The following is an 18,875-nucleotide window of genomic DNA, read 5'->3' on the forward strand; positions in this document are numbered from 1 at the left end:
CCCCCGGCGCGGCCGCGTGGCGCTGGGTGCGGCGATTTTCCTGGGCCTGGGGGCCGGCTGGTTGATGGTCCCGCCCCCCGCCAAGGCCCAGGGCCTGAGCCGGGAAGAGGTGCGCCGCCAGGCGGCAGCCCTGGCGGAGGTGGGGCGGCGGCTGTTCTTCGACCCCAGCCTGTCGGCCAGCGGCACCCTCGCCTGCGCCAGCTGCCACGACCCGGCGCACGCCTTCGGCCCGCCCGACGGGGCGGCCGTGCGCCTGGGCGGCGCGAACGGCAGAACGCCGGGCCTGCGCGCCGTGCCGTCCCTCATGTACTTGCAGGACGTGCCCCCCTTCGCCGAACACTACCGCACGCCGGAGGATGAAGGGGATGAGAGCATCGACAACGGCCCCACCGGCGGCCTGACCTGGGACGGCCGGGTGGACGGCCAGCGGGAACAGGCCCGCGTCCCCCTGTTCAGCCCGTTCGAGATGGGCAACACCGATCCTGCCGATCTGCGTGTCCGGCTGGAGCGGGCGGGCTATGGCGCCCAGCTGCGCGCCGCGATGGGCGGGACAGCGGGGGAACGGGCGGACGTGGTGGACCTGGCGCTGCGGGCGCTGGATGTGTTCCAGCAAGACGGGGCCCTGTTCCATCCCTATACCAGCAAGTACGACGCCTTTCTGGCGGGCAAGGCGACGCTGACGGACGAAGAACGGCGCGGGTTGGAGGCGTTCGAGGATCCGGCGCGCGGCAACTGCGCCAGCTGCCACGTCAGCCGGCGCGGCAACGACGGCACGCCGCCGCACTTCACCGACTATGGCTTGATCGCCATCGGGGTGCCGCGCAACCGCGACATCCCGGCCAACGCCGACCCCCGCTATTTCGACCAGGGCCTGTGCGGGCCGCTGCGCACGGATTTCACCGGCGTCGCCAATTACTGCGGCCGCTTCCGCACCCCCACCCTGCGCAATGTGGCGCTGCGCCAGGTGTTCATGCACAACGGCGTCTTCCACACCCTGCGGCAGGTGATGGAGTTCTATGCGGAGCGCGACAGCGACCCCGGCAAATGGTACCCGCGCCGGACCGGCGGCAGCGTCATGAAGTTTGACGACCTGCCGGTGGCCGCGCATGGCACGGTGCCGGCGGCCATCAACATGGAGGCGCCCTTCGGCCGGCGGCCGGGCGATCCGCCGGCGCTGAACGATCGGGACATTCACGACATCATCGCCTTTCTGGGCACCCTGACGGATAGCTGGCCGGCCCCGAAAACCGCCGGACCATAGTCCAGGCGCATCTCAGGATGATGACAGTTGGCCGCACTTGGGCGACCGGCGGCTAACACCTAGGTAGGGATTACGAGACTGGGGTGGCGCCGCCATGATCAGCCCCGTCGATGACGGGGATGACGGGGGCAACCGGCGATGGCCATCACAGTAAAATTGCATCCTATGAGGCACCCTGCGGGGGATGCCCGCATGATCCACGAGCATGCCATGTTCCTGCCCCTGCTTTCCCCCACCCGGCACGACAGCGGGTTGCTGAACCTGCTGGCCGGCGGCGCCCTGCTGGCTGTCCTGCTGGCCGTCCTGACCTGGGACGGCCTGCGCGACGTGGTGGCGGAGGCCACGGGCCTCAGCATGGCGCGGGGAGAAATGCTGAGCCTGCTGGCACTGGCAGCCATCGCTGGCCTGGTCGTCTATCTGGCCCGCCGCATCTGGGACCTGATCCCCCACACCCGCTTCTCGCCGGAGGAGCGGCGCATCCTGCGCAGCCTGCCCCAGGCGCTGGTGCGTGGCGAGATTCAGCCGCACTTCCAGCCCGTGGTGGACGCCGACAGCGGCAAGGTGGTGGCGGTCGAGGCGCTGGCCCGCTGGGTCAAGGCCGACGGCACCATGCTGTCCCCCGGCCAATTCATCGGCCTGGCGGAGCGCGGCGGCCTGATCCGCCTGCTGACCAAGGCCATCGTGGAACACGCGGTGCGCACCGCCGCCACCTGGCGCGAGCTGCATGACCTGGACATCCCCATCTCCATCAACCTGTCGGTGGAGGATCTGGAGGCCAGTGACCTGGTGGACCACCTGATCGCCCTGTGCGACCAGTACGGCGTGCCCCATGGCGCCATTCGGGTGGAACTGACGGAAACCCAGTCGATCGTGCATTTCGATGTGGTCAACAAGGCGGTGACCACCCTGCGCCAGGCCGGCATGGCCGTGTACCTTGACGACTTCGGCACCGGCTACGCCTCGCTCAGCGTGCTGCACCGCATCCCCTTCACCGGCATCAAGCTGGACCAGAGCTTCATCCGCACCTTGCGCGACGACCCCCGCGCCGACGCCATCGTGCGGGCCAGCGTGGCCATCGCCCGCGATCTGGGGCTGTCGCTGGTGGCGGAAGGGGTGGAGGATTGGGAAACACGCGACCGCCTGGGCCAGATGGGCGTGCGCCACATCCAGGGCTACGTCTACGCCCGGCCCATGCCGGCGCCCGACTTGATCGCCTTTGCCCAGCAGGCTCAGCCGGCCCTGACCTTGTCGCTGTAAGCGGATCTTTCCAGGCCGGCCCGGCGCGGCCCAATGTCGCCACACAGACGAACAAAAGGCCGCTGCCCCGTACAATCCAAGGGCGCCGGCGACGATCATGCTGTGCACCGTTGGATCAACCGGCCGCCTGGTCCCCCCCAAGCCAACGCGTGCCCAGCCCGTAGGAGATGACGTGAATGGCCCGCTATCCCGCCCTGTTCTGCATGACCTGCGGCCGCGTCGAATCCGTACCCGGTCTGGCCGACGTCAGCCATCAACCCGCCGCCAACGACCGGGCCGACGCCAACCGGGCGGACGCGATGATGGTCCCAACGCCCAGCAGCCCAACGCTCAATGAAGGAGCACGCATCATGGCCAGCATGAACGCCCTGTTCCGGCTGTTGAGCCCAGCCCAGCGCGCCATCCTGATGGACGATGTCGCCGCCAGTATGCGGGGCATGCCCGTCGCCCTGCAACAGCGGCAACTGGCCCATTTCGGCCGTACCGACCCGGCCTACGGCGCCGGCGTCGCCGCCCGCCTGGGCATATCACTTCCCACCCTGGTGGATGCCGGTAACCAGGCCGGGTGACCGGAAGGTCTCCGGCCTGGAATTTCCCGGCCGGAACGCTCAATGCGCGTCGGCGGAGGGCCCCTTGGGCGGCCCCACCTTGCGCATGGCCGGCACCAGCAGCGTGGCGATGACGAAGCACACCAGGATGACCAGGAAGGCGTCCGCATAGGCCATGGTCTGGGCCTCGCGATAGGCCAGGTTCCACAGCTGCTTCAGGGCCGCCTCCTGCCCCCGCAGCGCATCCCCGCCCAGGGTCGCGACGTCGGACGCCCCCACCTTGGCCACCAGCGCGCGCATGGGGTCGCTCGCGGGCGTCAGATGTTCGGCCAGACGTTCGAAGTGCAGGTTGGTGCGGTCGTTCAGGATGGTGCCGCAGACGGCGATGCCGATGGCGCCGCCCAGGTTGCGCATCAGGTTGAACAGGCCCGACGCCTGCTTCAGCCGGGCCGGCGGCAGGCCGCCCAGGGTCAGGGTGACGATGGGCGCCACCGCGAATTGCTGGGAGAAGCCCCGGAAAGCCTGGGGCAGCAGCAGTTCGCGCCAGCCCCAGTCATGGGTGATGGGGGTGAAGTTCCACATGCTGAGGGCGAAGCCGGTCAACCCCACCATCATCAGCCAGCGCAGGTCCACCCGCTTGGCCAGGATGGTGTAGAGGGGGATGGCGCTGACCTGGAACAGGCCGGTGGAGAACACGGTGAGACCGATGTCCAGCGCGCTGAACCCCCGCACCCGGCCCAGGAACAGCGGCGTCAGGTAGATGGTGGCGAAGATGCCAATGCCGGTGATGAAGGAGAACAGGCAACCCAGGGCGAAGTTGCGGCTTTTCAGCGCCCGCAGATCCACCACCGGGTTGGCATAGGTCAGGCTGCGGACGATGAAGGCGACACCGGCGACGGCCGAGATCCAGGCCGTCAGGCGGATGGTGTCGTCGTCCAGCCAGTCCCAGCGCGGCCCTTCCTCCAGCGTGTATTCCAGGCAGCCGAGAAAGATGGCCATCAGCAGCATGCCGGGATAGTCGGCACCCTTCAGCAACGACCAGTCGGGTTCGTCGATGCGCACCATCAGGGGCACGGCGATGGTGACGAACAGGCCGGGCACCAGGTTGATGAAGAACAGCCAGTGCCAGGAATAATGGTCTGTGATCCAACCGCCCACCGTCGGGCCCAAGGTGGGCGCCAGCGACGACAAGGCCCCCACCGTGGCAGCGGCCACCACCACGCGGGGACCGGCGAAGAAGGCGAAGGCGGAGGTGAAGACCATGGGGATCATGGACCCACCCAGAAAGCCCTGCAGCGCCCGGAAGGCGATCATGCTCTGGATGTCCCAGGCCCAGCCGCACAGCAGGCTGGTCAGGGTGAAGCCGGCGGCGGAGACGGCGAACAGCCAGCGGGTGGACATGACCCGCGCCAGCCAGCCGGACAGGGGGATGACGATGATCTCGGCGATCAGATAGCTGGTCTGGACCCAGGCCGTCTCATCCGTGCCGGCCGACAGGCCGCCGCCGATGTCGCGCAGCGAGGCGGAGACGATCTGGATGTCCAGCAGTGCTATGAACATGCCCACGCACATGATGGCGAAGGCGACGATCTTGCCCCGGGGGGAGAGTTCCTTCCTCCGCGGGGCGGCTATCGCCACCCCTGGACCCCCAGCGGCCGTGGCGGCGGTCATGGCGCCGTCTTTCCGGCGACGGCGACCGCCTTGCCCGAGGTAGCGGCGCCGTCCTTGGTGTTAATCGCGGCGGTGACCGACAGGCCAGGGCGCAGGCTGCCCAGCAGGCTGCCTTCACCATCCAGCAGGATGCGCACGGGCACGCGCTGCACGATTTTGGTGAAGTTGCCGGTGGCGTTCTCCGGCGGCAGCACGCTGAACTGCGCGCCCGTCGCCGGCGCCATGCTGACCACCCGGCCGTGGAACTGGCGGCCCGGCAGCACGTCGGCCTCGACCGACACCGGCTGGCCCGCCTTCAGGTCCGCGATCTGGCTTTCCTTGAAGTTGGCGTCCACCCACAGCCCTTGCGCCGGCACGATGGCGATCAGCTGCGCGCCGATGGTGGCATAGGCGCCCGGCCGGGCGCTGCGATTGCCGACGGTGCCGTCGATGGGCGCCCGCAGCTCGGTATAGCTGAGGTTCAGTTGCGCGGTGTCGCGGTCGGCGATGGCGCCGGCAAGTGCTGCCTCCGCCTGGCGCTTCTGGGTGTCGATGACATCGATCTGGCGCTGGGCCGCCTGCAGGGTGGCCGTGGCCTTCTCGCCATTCGCCACCGCCTGTTTGTAGGCGGCGTCCGCCTTCTCGAAAGCCTGGATCGAGGCGGCGGCCGTGGCCGACAGCGCGCGGTAGCGGTCCTGGTCGTACTTGGCGCGGTCGGTCTCGGCCTTGGCGGCGCCGACGCCGGCCGCGGCCTGGTTGATGACGGCCTGCTGCAGGCGGCGCTGCGCCTCCAGGTTGGCCAGCGTGGCCTCCTGCGCCTCCACCGCCGCCACGGCACGGGCCAGGGCGGCGCGATAGTCGCGGTCGTCCAGTTTCAGCAGCAGGTCGCCGGCGTGTACCGCCTGATTGTCGGTCACCGCCACCTGCGCGATGAAGCCGGACACCTTGGGCGCGATCACCGTGACGTCGCCGCCGACATAGGCATCGTCGGTGCTTTCGATGAAGCGGCCGCTGGTCCACCAATCATAGCCGTAGGCTGCGGCGGCCACGCCCAGACCGAGGCCCAGGACGGAGAGGAGGAGCGTGCGGCCCAGGCGCCGCGACTTCACCGGGCTGCCGGCAAGCCGGCCGTCCTGCTGCTGTTCATAGGTCTGGCTGGACATGGGATCGCATCCTTCAAGCGGCGGCGCCGGTTGGGGCGTCGGCGGATTCGGTGGGGTTCGGCGTGGGCGTGGTGGCGGGCCAGGTGGGATAGCGCGACTTGGTGCGGGCGTCGGCGGCGGGGCCGGCCACGACACGGAAGGCGGGATAGGTCAGCGGCCGGCCGGTATGGCGATCGACCAGCATCGGCTCGGCGGGCGCGCCGGTGGCGCTGTCCACCAGCTGAATGGCCGGGCCTTCGGGTGCGAAATGCTGGTTGCCCCAGGCCATGATGGTCCACAGCACGGGGCGGAAGTCCTGACCGGCGGCCGTCAACACATATTCATGGCGCAGCGGCCGCGTGCTGTAGGGCCGCTTTTCCAACAGGCCGTCGGCTACCAGCGTCTGCAACCGGCGGGTCAGCATGTTGGGCGCGATGCCCAGATTCTTCTGGAACTGGTCGAAACGGCTGGCGCCCAGGAACGCCTCGCGCAAAATCAACATGCTCCACCACTCCCCCACCCGTTCCAGGCTGCGGGCGATGGGGCACTGCGGATTGATCAGGCTGCTATTGTGCATGATGGCCGTCCTTGTGTTACTTTCATAATGAAAGCCACAGGACGCCATCTAGCCTCAGTGGCTTTCATTATGCAAGTGACAAAGCCGACCCACCCGGCTCGGCACCCCGCGATGGGAGCAAACCACCTATGTCTGAAACGGCGACACCCCCTTCCACCGGCCCAAAGCTGTACCTGGACGACCTTCAAGCCGGTCAGCGCCACGTGACCGGCACGCACACGCTGGACGCCCCGGGGATCAAGGCCTTCGCGGCCCAGTTCGACCCCCAGCCCTTCCATCTGGATGAGGAGGCAGCCGACCGCAGCTTCTTCGGCGGGTTGGCGGCCAGTGGCTGGCACACGGCCGCCGTCACCATGCGGCTGATGGTCGATGGCCTGCCCATCGCCGGCGGCGTCATCGGCGCGGGTGCGGACATCACTTGGCCTGCGCCCACCCGGCCCGGCGACATCCTGCAGGCGCACTGCGAGATCCTGGAGGTAAAGCCGTCCCGCTCCCGACCCGACCGGGGAATGATCACCATGCGGACCGAAACGCGGAACCAGCGGGGCGAGGTGGTGCAGCTGATGACAACCCGAGTGGTGGTGTTCCGCCGCCCTTCGGAAGGCTGAGAGGGGGAGCGGCGACGTCTTTCCGCCGCCCCTTCTTTTCGCCATAGTGGCCGCCTTCCAATTGGGCGGACGCCTGACAGCGTCCGCGCCCTCTCCAGGAGTAGCATCCCGTGCCCAAGAAAAGCGGAGTCGCCATCGTAGTCGGCTCCTTCCACAAAAATGAATGCGAGACCATGCTGGCCGCCGCCGCCGGGGCCATCAAGGAACGCGGCATGACGCTGCGCGCCGTGGTGCGCGTGCCGGGCTCCTATGAAAAGCCGCTGGCCACCAAGCGCCTGCTGCAGCGCGACGACGTCGACGCCGTGGTGGTGCTGGGCATCATCGAGCATGGCGAGACGGCGCACGGCCGCGTCATGGGCCAGTCGGTCAGCGACGCCCTGGTCAACATGCAGCTGGAATTCATGAAGCCGATCGGCATCGGCATCATCGGCCCTGAGGTCTTCCCCACCCAGATTCAGCCCCGCCTGGTGGGTCATGCCGTGGCCGCCGTGGCCGCCGTGGAGGTCATGCTGATCGGCGCCGAATCCCCCTACGAGGTCTGATCATTCAAGCCCGCCGCCCTGGCTTGGCCGGGGCGGCGGCATGGCACGCCAGCGCTTTCGGCGCGCCTGGACAGGGCCGACTTCGACTATCCCGGAAGCGGATCGATGACCGGACGCCTGGGAAAGGCCGATGACCGCAGACGTGATGGACACCCCCAAGCCGACGCAGACCGACGGCCTGCCCGACCGCCCCCGGTTCTGGGCCATGGCCGCCATCCTGACGGCGGTGGGCATGGCCACGCTGGACACGGCCATCGCCAACACCGCCCTGCCCACCATCGCCGGCGATTTCCACGCCACGGCCGCCGATTCCGTCTGGGTGGTGAACGCCTATCAGCTGGCGGTGGCCGCCGCCGTGCTGCCGCTGGCCTCGCTGGGCGACCTTCTGGGACAAAAGCGCGTCTACCTGGCGGGCCTGGCCCTGTTCGCCCTGTCGTCGCTGGCCTGCGGCATGGCGCCCACCCTGTTCCTGCTGGAAGTGGCGCGCGTGGTGCAGGGCCTGGGCGCCGCCGCCATCATGAGCGTCAACATCGCGCTGATCCGCCACATCTATCCCGCCCGCATCATGGGCCGGGGCTTCGGCCGCAACGCCCTGGCCGTCGCCATCTCCTTCGCCATTGGACCCACCGTCACCTCAACCATCCTGTCGGTGGCAACCTGGCATTGGCTGTTCCTGGTGAACGTACCGTTCTGCCTGCTGGCTTTGGGCTTGGCTACCGTCACCCTGCCCGCCATTCCGCCCCTGGGCCATCGCTTCGACGGCGTGGCCGCACTGCTGACCGCAGGCCTTTTCGCCCTGCTGGTGCTTGGGATGGGCGAGGCGGCGCACGCGGCGTCCTGGCCACAGCTAGCGGTGGAGCTGGCGGGGGCCGCCCTGTGCGGTTTCCTACTGCTGCGCCGGCAGCGCGGTCATCCCGCCCCCATGCTGGCCATCGACCTGTTCCGCAACCGGGTTTTCGCCCTGTCGGCCCTGACCTCGGTCTGCACCTTCATCGCCCAGGGCCTGGCCTTCGTCGCCCTGCCCTTCCTGTTCCAGTCGGTCATGGGCCGGACAGCGGTGGAGACGGGCCTGCTGATCACGCCCTGGTCGGTGGTGGTGGCGGTCATGGCCCCCATCGCGGGCAAGCTGTCCGATCGCTATCCCGCCGGCGTCCTGGGCGGCTTAGGTCTGGCCATGCTGTGCCTGGGCATGGCGCTGGTGGCGCTGATGCCGGCCCAGCCATCCGGCTTGGACATCGCCTGGCGCCTGGGCGTCTGCGGCGCCGGTTTCGGCTTTTTCCAGTCGCCCAACCTGAAGGCGATCATGAGCAGCGCCCCCCTGCACCGCAGCGGCGGGGCCAGTGGTATCGTCGCCACCGCGCGCTTGCTGGGCCAATCGACCGGTGCCGCGCTGACCGCCGCCTGCTTCGGCCTGCTGGCCAACCATGACCTGACCTATGGCGCCACGCTGGCCCTGTGGCTGGGCGCCTTCGCCGCCGGGGCCGCCAGCGTCGCCAGCTTCCTGCGCCTGACAGTGAAGCCTCAGGCCGCGGCCTGAACCTGCTGGACCACCGTCTCGCACAGGCGGTGGGTTTCCAATGCATCGCGGGCGCTCAAGACGCGGCCGGCGCGCAGGGCGCCCAGGAAATGGTCCACCGCCTGGCGAATGCCGCGCTGATCCGACACGGGCGTCCAGTCGCCCCGCCGGGTGCTGGTGTGGGTGCCGGCCTCGGCGATGTGGATGTCGGCCATGTCAACGACACGGTGGCGCAGGGCTTGGCCGTCACGCCCCATGCCCGACACTTCCAGCACCTCTTCATTCACGCCGGCCACCCGGTTCATGGTCCCGATGGCGGTGCAGGCCGTGGCGCCGTCGCCCCCAGCAAGGGTCAGCACCACATGGTGCAGCAGGCCGTCCCGCACGCGGGCGTCCACCCGCAGGTCACGCACCGGCGCCGGCATGAGGAAGCGCAGCGTGTCCACGACATGGATGAAATCATCGAACACCACCATGCGCGGCGTGTCGGCCAAATCGACGCGATGCTTCTGCATCAGCACCAGGTCCCGGGGGGCCGCCGCCAGGGCGGCGTAGGCCGGGGCGTGGCGGCGGTTGAACCCGACCATGAGGCTGACGCCGCGCGCCTCCGCCAAATCCACCAGCCGCTCAGCGGCGGCGGCGGTATCGGCCAGCGGTTTGTCGACATAGGTGGGGATGCCGGCCGTCAACAGCCGGGTCACCAGTTCCTCATGCGCCGCCGTCGCGGCATGGACGAAGGCGGCGTCCAGTCCATCGCGCAGCAAGGCATCCAGATCGCTGTGGGCGTGGGCCACGCGCCAGTCGGCGGCGATGGCATGCACCTTGTCCGCGTCGCGGGACATCAGCGACAGCGTGACGTCACCGCGCGCCGCCAGGACCGGCAGGTAGGCCTTGCGGGCGATATCCCCCAAACCAATCATCGCGACACGCATGCATCCCCCGGTAGTCCCTAGATATCCGGCGGGAACCTTAGCGCCAGGCGGGCGGAAAAAACCAGCCGCCGTCGGACACGATGTCGCATGCAGTTTCAAATTAGAGGGTGAATCGTACAATCGGCGGCGACGGAACAGCGGCACCCTGCGCCGTAAAACGGCCCCCGGGCGGGGACCTGACTGACGGGAGCCGCAGCGTTCATGGATAGCGATTTCCATCATGGGAATATATCCCCGTTATCCCGCCTTTACGGCCCAATCCTGAAAACAGGAACATTCCGGAAGGCCCGGCTCGCGCACCTTCCGCGACACTTCCTCAATCCCGGAAATGGCAGGCATGACGAAGAAATTGGCGGGCAAGGTGGCCCTGGTCACTGGTGGCTCGCGCGGCATCGGGGCCGCGACCGCGAAAGCCTTGGCCGGCGCAGGGGCGGACGTGGCGATCAGCTACCTGGCCTCATCCACCTTGGCCGACACCGTGGTGCGGGACATGCGGGCGGCGGGCCCCCGTGCGGCGGCGTTCAAGGTCGATCAGGCCAACCCACGCGAGGTCGAGGGCCTGGTTCGCAGTGTCGTGGCCCAGTTCGGCCGTCTGGACATCCTGGTGAACAACGCCGGCATGTTCGCCACCGGTGACGTGGATGATCTCGACTGCGACATCGAGGCGCTGACCCGGCAGTACGCCGTGAACCTGGCCGGCGTCGTCACCGCCATCCGGGCGGCGTCGCGGGTGTTGGCGGACAACGGCCGGATCATTACGGTGGGCGCCTGCGTGGCGGCCCGCGTCGGCTTCCCCAGCCTGGCCGACTATACCGCCGCCAAGGCGGCCGTGGCCGGCTATTGCAAGGGTGCCGCCCGCGACCTGGCCCCCCGCGGCATCACCGTGAACGTGGTGCAGCCCGGGTCCATCGACACCGACCTCAATCCCGCCAACGGACCCTTCGCGCCCGTGCAGGCCGCGATGAACGCCTTCGGGCGCTATGGCCGGCCGGAAGAGGTGGCGGCCGGCATCCTTTTCCTGGCGAGCCCGGATGCCTCCTTCGTCACGGGCTCGGTCCTGACCATAGATGGCGGTTACGGGGCCTGACGCCGCTTTCGCGTCCTCGGACGCCAGTAAAGTGCCCTGGCGATCCTGGATGTTCCCAACACCCCGGTTATAAAGGCCGCCCGCCTAGCAGGCCACGCCCGGGAAGGGAATGACCTCCCCATCCCGCCCCTCGCGCACTGGCCAGGGCCGTGCGGGGCCGACGGCGCCATTCAACAAGCCGAACGCCAGCGGGCAGGCCATGTCCTGCACCAGGGCCACCATGAGGTCGCGGGCGGCCATCAAATCGGCGGTCAGGAATCCCTCGGTGAAGCGGCCATGGACGCCGTGCACCAGCGCATGGGCGTCGGCGGATCGGCCCTGGCTGCGCCAAAGCCGCGCCAGGCTGAGGGTCGCGCGCAACTCCCACGACAGGGCTTCCTGCTGCCGCGCCCAGGCTATCGCGTCGTGGAAAAGGGCCTCCGCCGCCTGCGCGGCACCCAGGCGCACGGCGCTGGAACTGTCCTGCCGCAAGAGCAGCTCACCCTTGATGCGCAGCAATTCGGGCATGGCCCAATGGATACCGCGCGTCTCCGACCGGCCCAGCGCCTGATCGATGACCTGCAGTCCCTCGCGCGCCTGGCCGGCCTGACCCAAGGCATCCGCCCATTCGCCCAGATAGCCGATGTAACGCAGGGCGAAGTTTATCGCTTCCAGGTCTGCCATGGCGGCGCGCATCCCGGCCAGGCCGGCCGCGCGCTCATCCCGCAGTGTCTGCAGCCGATGTTTGAAATAGCGGCCCATCACCGCCCACGGTCCCAGGCCATGACGGGTGGCCTGGTCCTGCAGCAGCCCGACATAGCGATCGGCCGCGGCCAAATCCCCTACCAGCAGGGACACCTGGCAGGCAGCGGTGGACAGGACGTACCCCAGCGTCAGGGCATGGTCCAGCTGTTGCGCCTCCTCCACCGCCATGGCCACCATGGCCGCTGCCTGGTCGGGAAAGCCCTGGATCCACAGGATGAAGGAAAGCGGCACGCACGCCGCAACCCGCTGGTCGTACTGGTAACGCACCAGGTGACCGCGATGATTGGGTCGGACATAGCGGCGCAGCCCATCCTCGATGTGCTGCCGGCCGGCGGCATGATCACCAATCAGATGCAGGGCGAAGCCCCGTATGCGATCCGCCGCAATCAGATCCACCGGATCGGCCGACCGCACCGCCACGGCGCGGAACTGCTCAGAAATCTCCAGCGCCTGGCTGTAGCGGCCCTCATTGAAAGTCTCGACGTACAGGCCCCACAGGGCGCGCAGCTGATAGTCGATGTTGTCCAGATGGCGCGCCAGGGTCAGCGCCTGGCCCAGCACCGCCCGGATTTCCGGCCCCGGCCCCTTGGTGTAGATCAGCGACAGGCCCAGGGCCGCCAGCAGGCGCAGCATCCGTTCCGCATCCGGGCCCGGCGCCAGCTCCGCCGGCGACGATGGCGGCACAATGTCCAATGCGCGACGTACTGCCTCGCGGCATTCGTTCATCAGCGACAGTTGCATCCACAGCGGCACGGCCGCGGCGGTGAGAGAAAGGCCCAGGCTGGCGTCCCCTTCCGGCCCGAAAGCCCAGATGAGGGCGGCGCGCAAATTGTCGATCTGCCGGCCGTAGACCTCCAGCCATTCCGCCGTGGGCCGGTGATCCCATTCCTGTTCCGCCCGCACCAGCAGGTCGCGGTGGCATTCGGCATGCCGACGCAACAGACGAGGCAGCTCCCCGCTTTCCATCAGCTTTTCCAGGGCATAGGCCCGAGTCATCTCCAGCAACTTATAGTGGACATAGTTACCGCTAACATCCGCAATCAAAAGCGACTTGGCCACGAGGTTCGACAACGCCACCAGAATGTCGGTCTGGCTGAGCAGCGTGTCGCCAGCCACGGTCGCGGCGGATTCCATGGTGAAACCACCGGCGAAAATCGCCAGACGATGCAGCACCGTCCGCTCCGCCACAGGCAGCAGTTCATAGCTCCAGTCCAGCATGGCGCGCAGCGTCTGGTGCCGGGGCAAGGCGGTGCGACGGCCCCGCACCAACAGGGCGAAGCGGTCGTTCAAACGGGTGGCCAAGCCACGCAGCCCGAACAAGTCCAGGCGGGCGGCCGCCAGTTCGATGGCCAGCGGGATGCCGTCCAGGCCACGGCAAATCTCGGACACCAGCGGCACGTCGGCATCAGTGAAGGTGAAGGTGTCGACACAGGCCGCGGCCCGCTCCGCGAACAGGGCCACGGCCGAGTAGCCTAGGGCCTGGGCAGCGTCGACGGAGGCGGTCACCGGCGGGGTTTCGAGCGAGGCCAGGCGCTGCACCCACTCCCCCTCCGCCCGCAGTGGCTCGCGGCTGGTGGCCAGGATATGGACGCCCGGGGCGCCCCGCAGCACGGTCTCGGCCAGCACCGCCGCCGTTCCCACCACATGCTCGCAATTATCCAGGATCAGCAGCAGTTTCTTGTCCTGCAGGATGGCGCCCAGGTCGGCGATGCGATCGACCGAGATGCCGAGAGCCCCGGCCAGCACGCTGGCCGCCAGCGTGGCGTCGCCCAGGGTCGCGTCCGTCACCGGCGCGAAATCCACAAAGCGCGCGCCATCGGCATAGCCGGCCGCAACCGCTTCGGCCAGGGCCAGCGCCACCGTCGTCTTGCCGATGCCGCCCGGCCCGACAAGGGTGACGAAGCGACGGGCGGGCAACTGTTCGGACAGGGCGCGGACAAGGGCTTCCCGCCCCACGACGCGGGTCAGCCGAACGGGCAGGTTATGCCCCGCCAAGTCCCCCCCGGTGCCGCCGGGCGGGGGCGGCGGCGCCGAGACCGGTTCCGGCATCCCGTCCAAGCGCATCACCGGCGCCACGAAGCAATAGCCCCGTCCGGGAACATTGGCGATGTAGCGGGCGCCATCGCGGCCCTCGCCCAGGGCCTTGCGCAGGGCGGCGATATTGACCCGCAGGTTGGCGTCATCGACATAGGTGTCGGGCCAGACATTGGCCACCAGGTCGTCCTTGGCCACCACCTGGCCAGCGCGTTCCGCCAGGACGATCAGGATGTCCAAGGCCCTGCTGCCAAGGCGCAGCGGCACGTCACCGTCCAACAGGATCTTGCGCCCCGGCGAAAGACGGAAAGGGCCGAACGTGAGCAGCCGTTCGGAGCCTGAACCAACCGTCGTATCGGTCATGCCACGCCCCCCACGGTCCCACCCCCTTTGCGGCGGGGACCCGTCGTCAGGTCCCCAATAAAATGGCGATATCCGCCGCTACCCGGACCACAACGCCTCAATCCCAATGAAACCTGCCCAGCAATCTGGCCATGGGCGGAGATGCCCAGGGGAACCGGAACACCAGGCGGAACCGTTGGAACATACGGCCGTATTCCTTCAGACGCGGCGAGAGGAATGCCGGCCGCCCCGCCGCCAGCGAACGAAATGATGCTGGCGCATGAGGTCGCGGCGGGCAATCCTCCAAGAGGCAATACCCCATCGAGACAGCCAGATTTTAAAAAATCCCGCAGTTTTCGCCTATCCGCGTCGTCTCCATGTCCATTTCGTTACTAGTGGAGCGCCGGTTGACGGCAACTTACAACAAATTACAGCACTTAATTCGCCATCACGGCGGGCTGACGGCAGACTTCCCCCATCGCAAGGACAGCCTTCCGCGGGGTGCGGGGGCACCCATGACGGGGGGCAGCCATGATGGACGCAGGCCAAGGGAACATCGAAACACCGGCCGCCACTGACACACAGTGGATCGCCGCGGTGGTGGTGAAGCTGCTGGACGACGCCGGCGACATCCTGGACAGCGACCGCGACGCGGCGCGCGTCTGCATCGCCCGTGCCGCCGCCTTCCTGCGGGGAGAGGCCGCCCCCGCCGCCGGCCGGACGGATGGGGCCCGGCGAGAGGCCAAGGGTTTCCCGCCCGCCGTCCCGGCGCGACCGGCGACCACCGAGCCCTTGCGCGGCGGTTTGGCCCCCTGGCAGATACGCCGCGTGATCAGCCATATCGACGCCAATCTGGCTGGCGCCATCCGCATGGACGACTGCGCCACCGTCACGCGGCTCAGCACCCGCTATTTCTCGCGCGCGTTCAAGAGCAGCTTCGGCGTGCCACCGCATACCTATGTGGTGCAGCGCCGCATACAGCAGGCGCAGCACCTGATGCTGACCACCCAGGAACCGCTGTGTCAGATCGCGCTGGCCTGCGGCCTGTGCGACCAAGCCCATTTCTCCAAGCTGTTCCGACGCGTCGTGGGCCTCAGCCCCAGCACCTGGCGGCGGCAGTGGCGCGACGCCCCGTTGGAACCGGTTTTCCAGACCGAAGCGGCCTGATTCCCGTCGCTACAGGGGGACGGGCTGGAAGCTGGCGCGGTACTGGCTGGGCGTCATGCCCATGTTCTTGACGAACACCAGGCGCATGCGGTTGGCACTGCCGAATCCGCTATGGAAGGCGACCGTCTTCAGGGGAAGGTCGCCGCCCTCCAGCAGGTTACGGGCGGCGTCCACCCGCGCCCGCTCCACGAATTCGGCCGGCGTCACCTTCGCCTGCTGCACGAAAACACGGGCGAAGTTGCGCGCGCTCATGCCCGCCACCTCCGCCATGCTGGCCACCGTATGCTCCTGCGCCACATGCTGCATGACATGGGTCTGCACGCGGGCGATGGGGGAACCGTCATCCGCAGGAAGCGTGAGATAGGGGCTGAACTGCGACTGGCCGCCCTGGCGCTGCGCCACGACCACCAGGCGCTTGGCCGTGGCAAGCGAAATGGCGGCCCCATGATCCTCCGCCACCAGGGCCAGGCACAAGTCGATGCCGGCGGTGACGCCGGCCGAGGTCACCAGCGGACCGTCGCGCAAGTAGATACGGTCCAGCTCAACCCGCGCGGCGGGAAAGCGCTCCGCCAACGCCGGTGCGTTCTGCCAATGGGTGGTGGCGGCGCGGCCGTCCAGCAGGCCGGCTGCCCCCACCGCGAAAGCGCCGGTGCAGATGGAGCCGTAGCGCCGGCAACGCGGCGCCGCCACGCGCAACCATTCCACCAGCCCGGGGTCCATCGGACCCCTGGGCAGGTCCGGCCCGCCCGCCACCAGCAGGGTGTCGAAACGATCGGCCACCGGGTCGATGACCCGGTCGGCCGCAAGGTACAGGCCGTTGGAGGCGCGCATCGGTCCGGCCGCCGTGCCCAGCACGGTCAGGGCGTAGCGATCCTGCGGAGGCAGGAAGCCGTTGGCCTCCGCGAAGACGTCCAGCGGACCCGCCACGTCCAGGGCCTGGACGCCGGGAAAGATGGCGATGGCGACGGTACGCACGGAACGACCCCCGACTTCTGGTTCAATGGCTGGGATCTTGGTGAAGAGACCCTAACTTTGGCAGTAAACGACGTATCGATGCAATTACTGCCAGAACCGGACAGGCATGAAACCGGCAACGCCTGGCGCAACGCCACCGCCCCGAGCACCTGCCGTCAGTGGTGGGCGAGGCCTTGATTCGCACGCCGTTTACAACATTTCACTGCACAACCGTCCCGAAACGGCGCCACCATCGTGTCACGGATAGCTTTCCCCACGGGGGGCGGGCGGCCGCGCAGCGCTTGGGATGCGCGGGTATGCGGCAGTGACGTTATCTTCCGCCGCCCCACCCAATTGACCAAAGGATTGAAAACAACTTGAGTTTTGCACGTCAAATCAGGGCATATTGCTGGGGTGAGAAAGGACCCTATGCAGATCACCAGCAACAGCTTTCGTGATGGCGGCCGCCTCCCCGATGCCTGCGCCTACGCCGTCACTTCCGGCATCGGCCGCGTCCGGCCGGGCCCCAACCGCAATCCGCATGTGGCGTGGAGCGACCCGCCGGCGGGGACGCGGTCCTTCGTGCTGACCATGCACAGCCCCGACGCCCCGCACCGCTGGAACGACGCCAATCGGGAAGGTAGGACCCTGTCACCCGACCTGCCCCGCGTGCCCTTCTATCACTGGATTCTGATCGACCTGCCCGCCCGGACGCGGGAGGTGAAAGAGGGCCGGCACAGCGCCGGTATCACCAACCGCGGCAAGCAAGGCCCCTCGGCACCGGAACCGGCGGGCGCCCGGCACGGCCTGAACGACTTCACCATCCTGTTCCTGGAGGACAGGGCGCGGACGGGCGACTATTACGGCTATGATGGTCCCTGCCCGCCGTGGAACGACAGCATCTTCCACCGGTACATCTTCACCATCCATGCCCTGGACATTCCGCGTCTGCCGGTGGTGGGTCCCATCAACGGCACCTCCACCCTGCTGGCCATGGCGGGGCATGTGTTGGACCGGGCCAGCATCGTGGGCGGCTATTCCCTGAACCCGGCCCTGCTGGGCACGAGTTGACACCGGTCACCTTGGGATGCTCCCCCTTACGGGCCCGGCGTCTCCACCGCCACGCCGGCCGTCCGGCCCCGCAGCGGATACAATGCCGCCAGGCTGATGAGGGCGGCACCAGCCAAATAGGCGCCGACATAGGGCAGCCCACCCGATTGGGCCAGCGACTGCGCCAGCACGGGCGCGATGCCGCCACCCAGGATGCCGCCCAGGTTGAAGGTCATGGACGTGCCGGTATAGCGCACCCGCGCCGGGAACAGGCTGGGCAGCCAGGCGCCCAGGGGACCGTAGACGAAGCCCATGACCAGCAAGGCCAGGCACAGGAACAAAGCCACCACCGTCAGCGAGCCGCTGGCCATCATCGGGGCCAGGGCCAGGCCCACCAGCACCGTCATGACGCAGCCGGCCATCAACACCCGGCGGGGCGAGGTCAGATCCGCCCACCAGCCGGCCGCGATGATGCCCACGGCCAGGAACAGGATGGCGCCCAACTGCACCCCGAGGAAGGCCGTGCGGCTGTAGCCCAGGGTGGTGGTGCCGTAGCCCAGGGCGAAGGCCGTGGCGAGGTAGAACAGGGCGAAGCAGGCGATGGCGGCGAAGGTGCCGCCCAAGGTCTGGCGGGGGAAGTCACGCGCCACCTCGGCCAGCGGCACGGCGGGCGGCGGCCCCTCCTCCAGCGCCTTGGCGAAGGCCGGCGTCTCCGTCAGCTTCAGGCGCACCCACAGGCCCAGCAGCACCAGGACGGCGCTGCCCAGGAACGGCAGGCGCCAGCCCCAGTCATGGAACTGGGCCGGCGTCAGGAATTCCCCCAGCAGCAGGAACAGCCCGTTGGCGGCGATGAACCCCACCGGCGCGCCGATCTGCGGAAACATGCCATACCGGGCGCGGTGGCTGGGCGGCGCGTTCTCCACCGCCAGCAGGACGGCGCCGCCCCACTCCCCACCCAGGCCGAAGCCCTGGCCGAAGCGCAGGACGCACAGCAGGAAGGGGGCGAGCCAGCCGATGCTGTCATAGGTGGGCAGCAGGCCGATCAGCACCGTCGATCCGCCCATCAACAGCAACGAGGCCACCAGCGTGGACTTGCGCCCGATGCGGTCGCCGAAGTGGCCAAAGACGATGGAGCCCAGCGGCCGCGCCAGGAAGGCGATGCCGAAACTGCCATAGGCGGCCATCAATTGGGCGGAAGGCGACGCAACGGGGAAGAACAGCGGCCCGAAGACTAGCGAGGCGGCGGTGGCGTAGATGTAGAAGTCATAGAACTCCACCGCCGTGCCCACCAGGCTGGCGACAAGGATGCGCGCCGAAGACGGGGTACCGCCCGCTGCGTTTGACATTTTATTTCAACCCCGATTTTCAACCGTCCTTATCCGTTCCTTGGGGTATGGCGGGCGGATGCCATGAGGTCAAGGCCAAGTCCCGAGATCCTCCTGCATACGGAGCCATTGACAGAAG

The 18,875-nt window shown here is 68.4% G+C and carries 16 protein-coding genes; 9 read left to right on the plus strand and 7 right to left on the minus strand.

The annotated features are described in order from the left end of the window. Positions 1–64: 64 nt before the first annotated feature. The 3 genes from FBZ87_RS10230 (at position 65) to FBZ87_RS10240 (ending at position 3,087) form a co-directional block, all read left to right on the plus strand. A complete protein-coding gene (locus FBZ87_RS10230; RefSeq protein WP_145610212.1) occupies positions 65–1,261 on the plus strand; it encodes a cytochrome-c peroxidase in 1,197 nt (398 codons plus the stop codon). Positions 1,262–1,453: 192 nt separating this feature from the next. Next, positions 1,454–2,518, plus strand: a complete 1,065-nt coding sequence (locus FBZ87_RS10235) for an EAL domain-containing protein (RefSeq protein WP_145610213.1) — start codon at positions 1,454–1,456, stop codon at positions 2,516–2,518. A 176-nt stretch (positions 2,519–2,694) separates the two neighbouring features. Beyond that, a complete protein-coding gene (locus tag FBZ87_RS10240; RefSeq protein ID WP_145610214.1) occupies positions 2,695–3,087 on the plus strand; it encodes a catalase-related domain-containing protein in 393 nt (130 codons plus the stop codon). 39 nt (positions 3,088–3,126) lie between these two features. Here the strand turns inward: FBZ87_RS10240 and FBZ87_RS10245 are convergent, their stop codons facing one another. Genes FBZ87_RS10245 through FBZ87_RS10255 form a run of 3 tightly spaced genes read right to left on the minus strand, consistent with a single transcriptional unit; the run spans position 3,127 to position 6,435 of the window. Then, entirely contained in the window at positions 3,127–4,737 is a 1,611-nt protein-coding gene (locus tag FBZ87_RS10245; protein ID WP_145610215.1) for a DHA2 family efflux MFS transporter permease subunit, read from the minus strand. Further along, positions 4,734–5,879, minus strand: a complete 1,146-nt coding sequence (locus tag FBZ87_RS10250; protein WP_145610216.1) for an HlyD family secretion protein — start codon at positions 5,877–5,879, stop codon at positions 4,734–4,736. Before FBZ87_RS10250 ends, FBZ87_RS10245 begins: the two co-directional genes overlap by 4 nt. 13 nt (positions 5,880–5,892) lie before the next feature. Continuing rightward, the gene (locus FBZ87_RS10255; RefSeq protein ID WP_145610217.1) at positions 5,893–6,435 is read right to left on the minus strand and encodes a winged helix-turn-helix transcriptional regulator; all 543 of its coding nucleotides are present in this window, start codon (positions 6,433–6,435) and stop codon (positions 5,893–5,895) included. A 128-nt stretch (positions 6,436–6,563) separates the two neighbouring features. Here FBZ87_RS10255 and FBZ87_RS10260 point away from each other — a divergent pair, with 128 nt between their 5' ends. The 3 genes from FBZ87_RS10260 (at position 6,564) to FBZ87_RS10270 (ending at position 9,122) form a co-directional block, all read left to right on the plus strand. Next, the gene (locus tag FBZ87_RS10260; protein WP_145610218.1) at positions 6,564–7,043 is read left to right on the plus strand and encodes a MaoC family dehydratase; all 480 of its coding nucleotides are present in this window, start codon (positions 6,564–6,566) and stop codon (positions 7,041–7,043) included. 110 nt (positions 7,044–7,153) lie between these two features. Continuing rightward, entirely contained in the window at positions 7,154–7,585 is a 432-nt protein-coding gene (locus tag FBZ87_RS10265; protein WP_246134332.1) for a 6,7-dimethyl-8-ribityllumazine synthase, read from the plus strand. A gap of 130 nt (positions 7,586–7,715) precedes the next feature. Continuing rightward, positions 7,716–9,122, plus strand: a complete 1,407-nt coding sequence (locus tag FBZ87_RS10270) for an MFS transporter (RefSeq protein ID WP_246134333.1) — start codon at positions 7,716–7,718, stop codon at positions 9,120–9,122. On the opposite strand, the gene FBZ87_RS10275 is transcribed toward FBZ87_RS10270, so the two are convergent. Then, a complete protein-coding gene (locus tag FBZ87_RS10275) occupies positions 9,107–10,033 on the minus strand; it encodes a Gfo/Idh/MocA family protein (RefSeq protein WP_145610219.1) in 927 nt (308 codons plus the stop codon). The genes FBZ87_RS10270 and FBZ87_RS10275 overlap by 16 nt on opposite strands. 337 nt (positions 10,034–10,370) lie before the next feature. On the opposite strand from FBZ87_RS10275, the gene FBZ87_RS10280 reads away from it, so the two are divergent. Then, positions 10,371–11,120, plus strand: a complete 750-nt coding sequence (locus FBZ87_RS10280) for an SDR family NAD(P)-dependent oxidoreductase (protein ID WP_145610220.1) — start codon at positions 10,371–10,373, stop codon at positions 11,118–11,120. A gap of 84 nt (positions 11,121–11,204) precedes the next feature. On the opposite strand, the gene FBZ87_RS10285 is transcribed toward FBZ87_RS10280, so the two are convergent. Next, positions 11,205–14,261 carry an ATP-binding protein gene (locus FBZ87_RS10285; RefSeq protein WP_145610221.1) on the minus strand — a complete coding sequence of 1,019 codons (3,057 nt, stop codon included), beginning with the start codon at positions 14,259–14,261 and terminating at the stop codon, positions 11,205–11,207. Positions 14,262–14,771: 510 nt separating this feature from the next. Here FBZ87_RS10285 and FBZ87_RS10290 point away from each other — a divergent pair. Continuing rightward, positions 14,772–15,407 (plus strand): helix-turn-helix domain-containing protein, encoded by a 636-nt coding sequence (locus FBZ87_RS10290; RefSeq protein WP_145610222.1) that lies wholly within the window; start codon positions 14,772–14,774, stop codon positions 15,405–15,407. 9 nt (positions 15,408–15,416) lie between these two features. Here the strand turns inward: FBZ87_RS10290 and FBZ87_RS10295 are convergent, their stop codons facing one another. Next, complete coding sequence (locus FBZ87_RS10295; protein ID WP_145610223.1) at positions 15,417–16,382, minus strand: GlxA family transcriptional regulator; 966 nt, start codon at positions 16,380–16,382, stop codon at positions 15,417–15,419. Between the two features lie 408 nt (positions 16,383–16,790). Here FBZ87_RS10295 and FBZ87_RS10300 point away from each other — a divergent pair, with 408 nt between their 5' ends. After that, positions 16,791–17,432 (plus strand): YbhB/YbcL family Raf kinase inhibitor-like protein, encoded by a 642-nt coding sequence (locus FBZ87_RS10300; RefSeq protein WP_145610224.1) that lies wholly within the window; start codon positions 16,791–16,793, stop codon positions 17,430–17,432. Between the two features lie 26 nt (positions 17,433–17,458). On the opposite strand, the gene FBZ87_RS10305 is transcribed toward FBZ87_RS10300, so the two are convergent. Further along, positions 17,459–18,757 carry an MFS transporter gene (locus FBZ87_RS10305; RefSeq protein WP_145610225.1) on the minus strand — a complete coding sequence of 433 codons (1,299 nt, stop codon included), beginning with the start codon at positions 18,755–18,757 and terminating at the stop codon, positions 17,459–17,461. Between the last annotated feature and the right edge of the window lie 118 nt (positions 18,758–18,875).

It is taken from the genome of Nitrospirillum amazonense (assembly GCF_007828035.1).
In the GTDB taxonomy this organism is placed as follows: Bacteria; Pseudomonadota; Alphaproteobacteria; order Azospirillales; family Azospirillaceae; genus Nitrospirillum; species Nitrospirillum amazonense.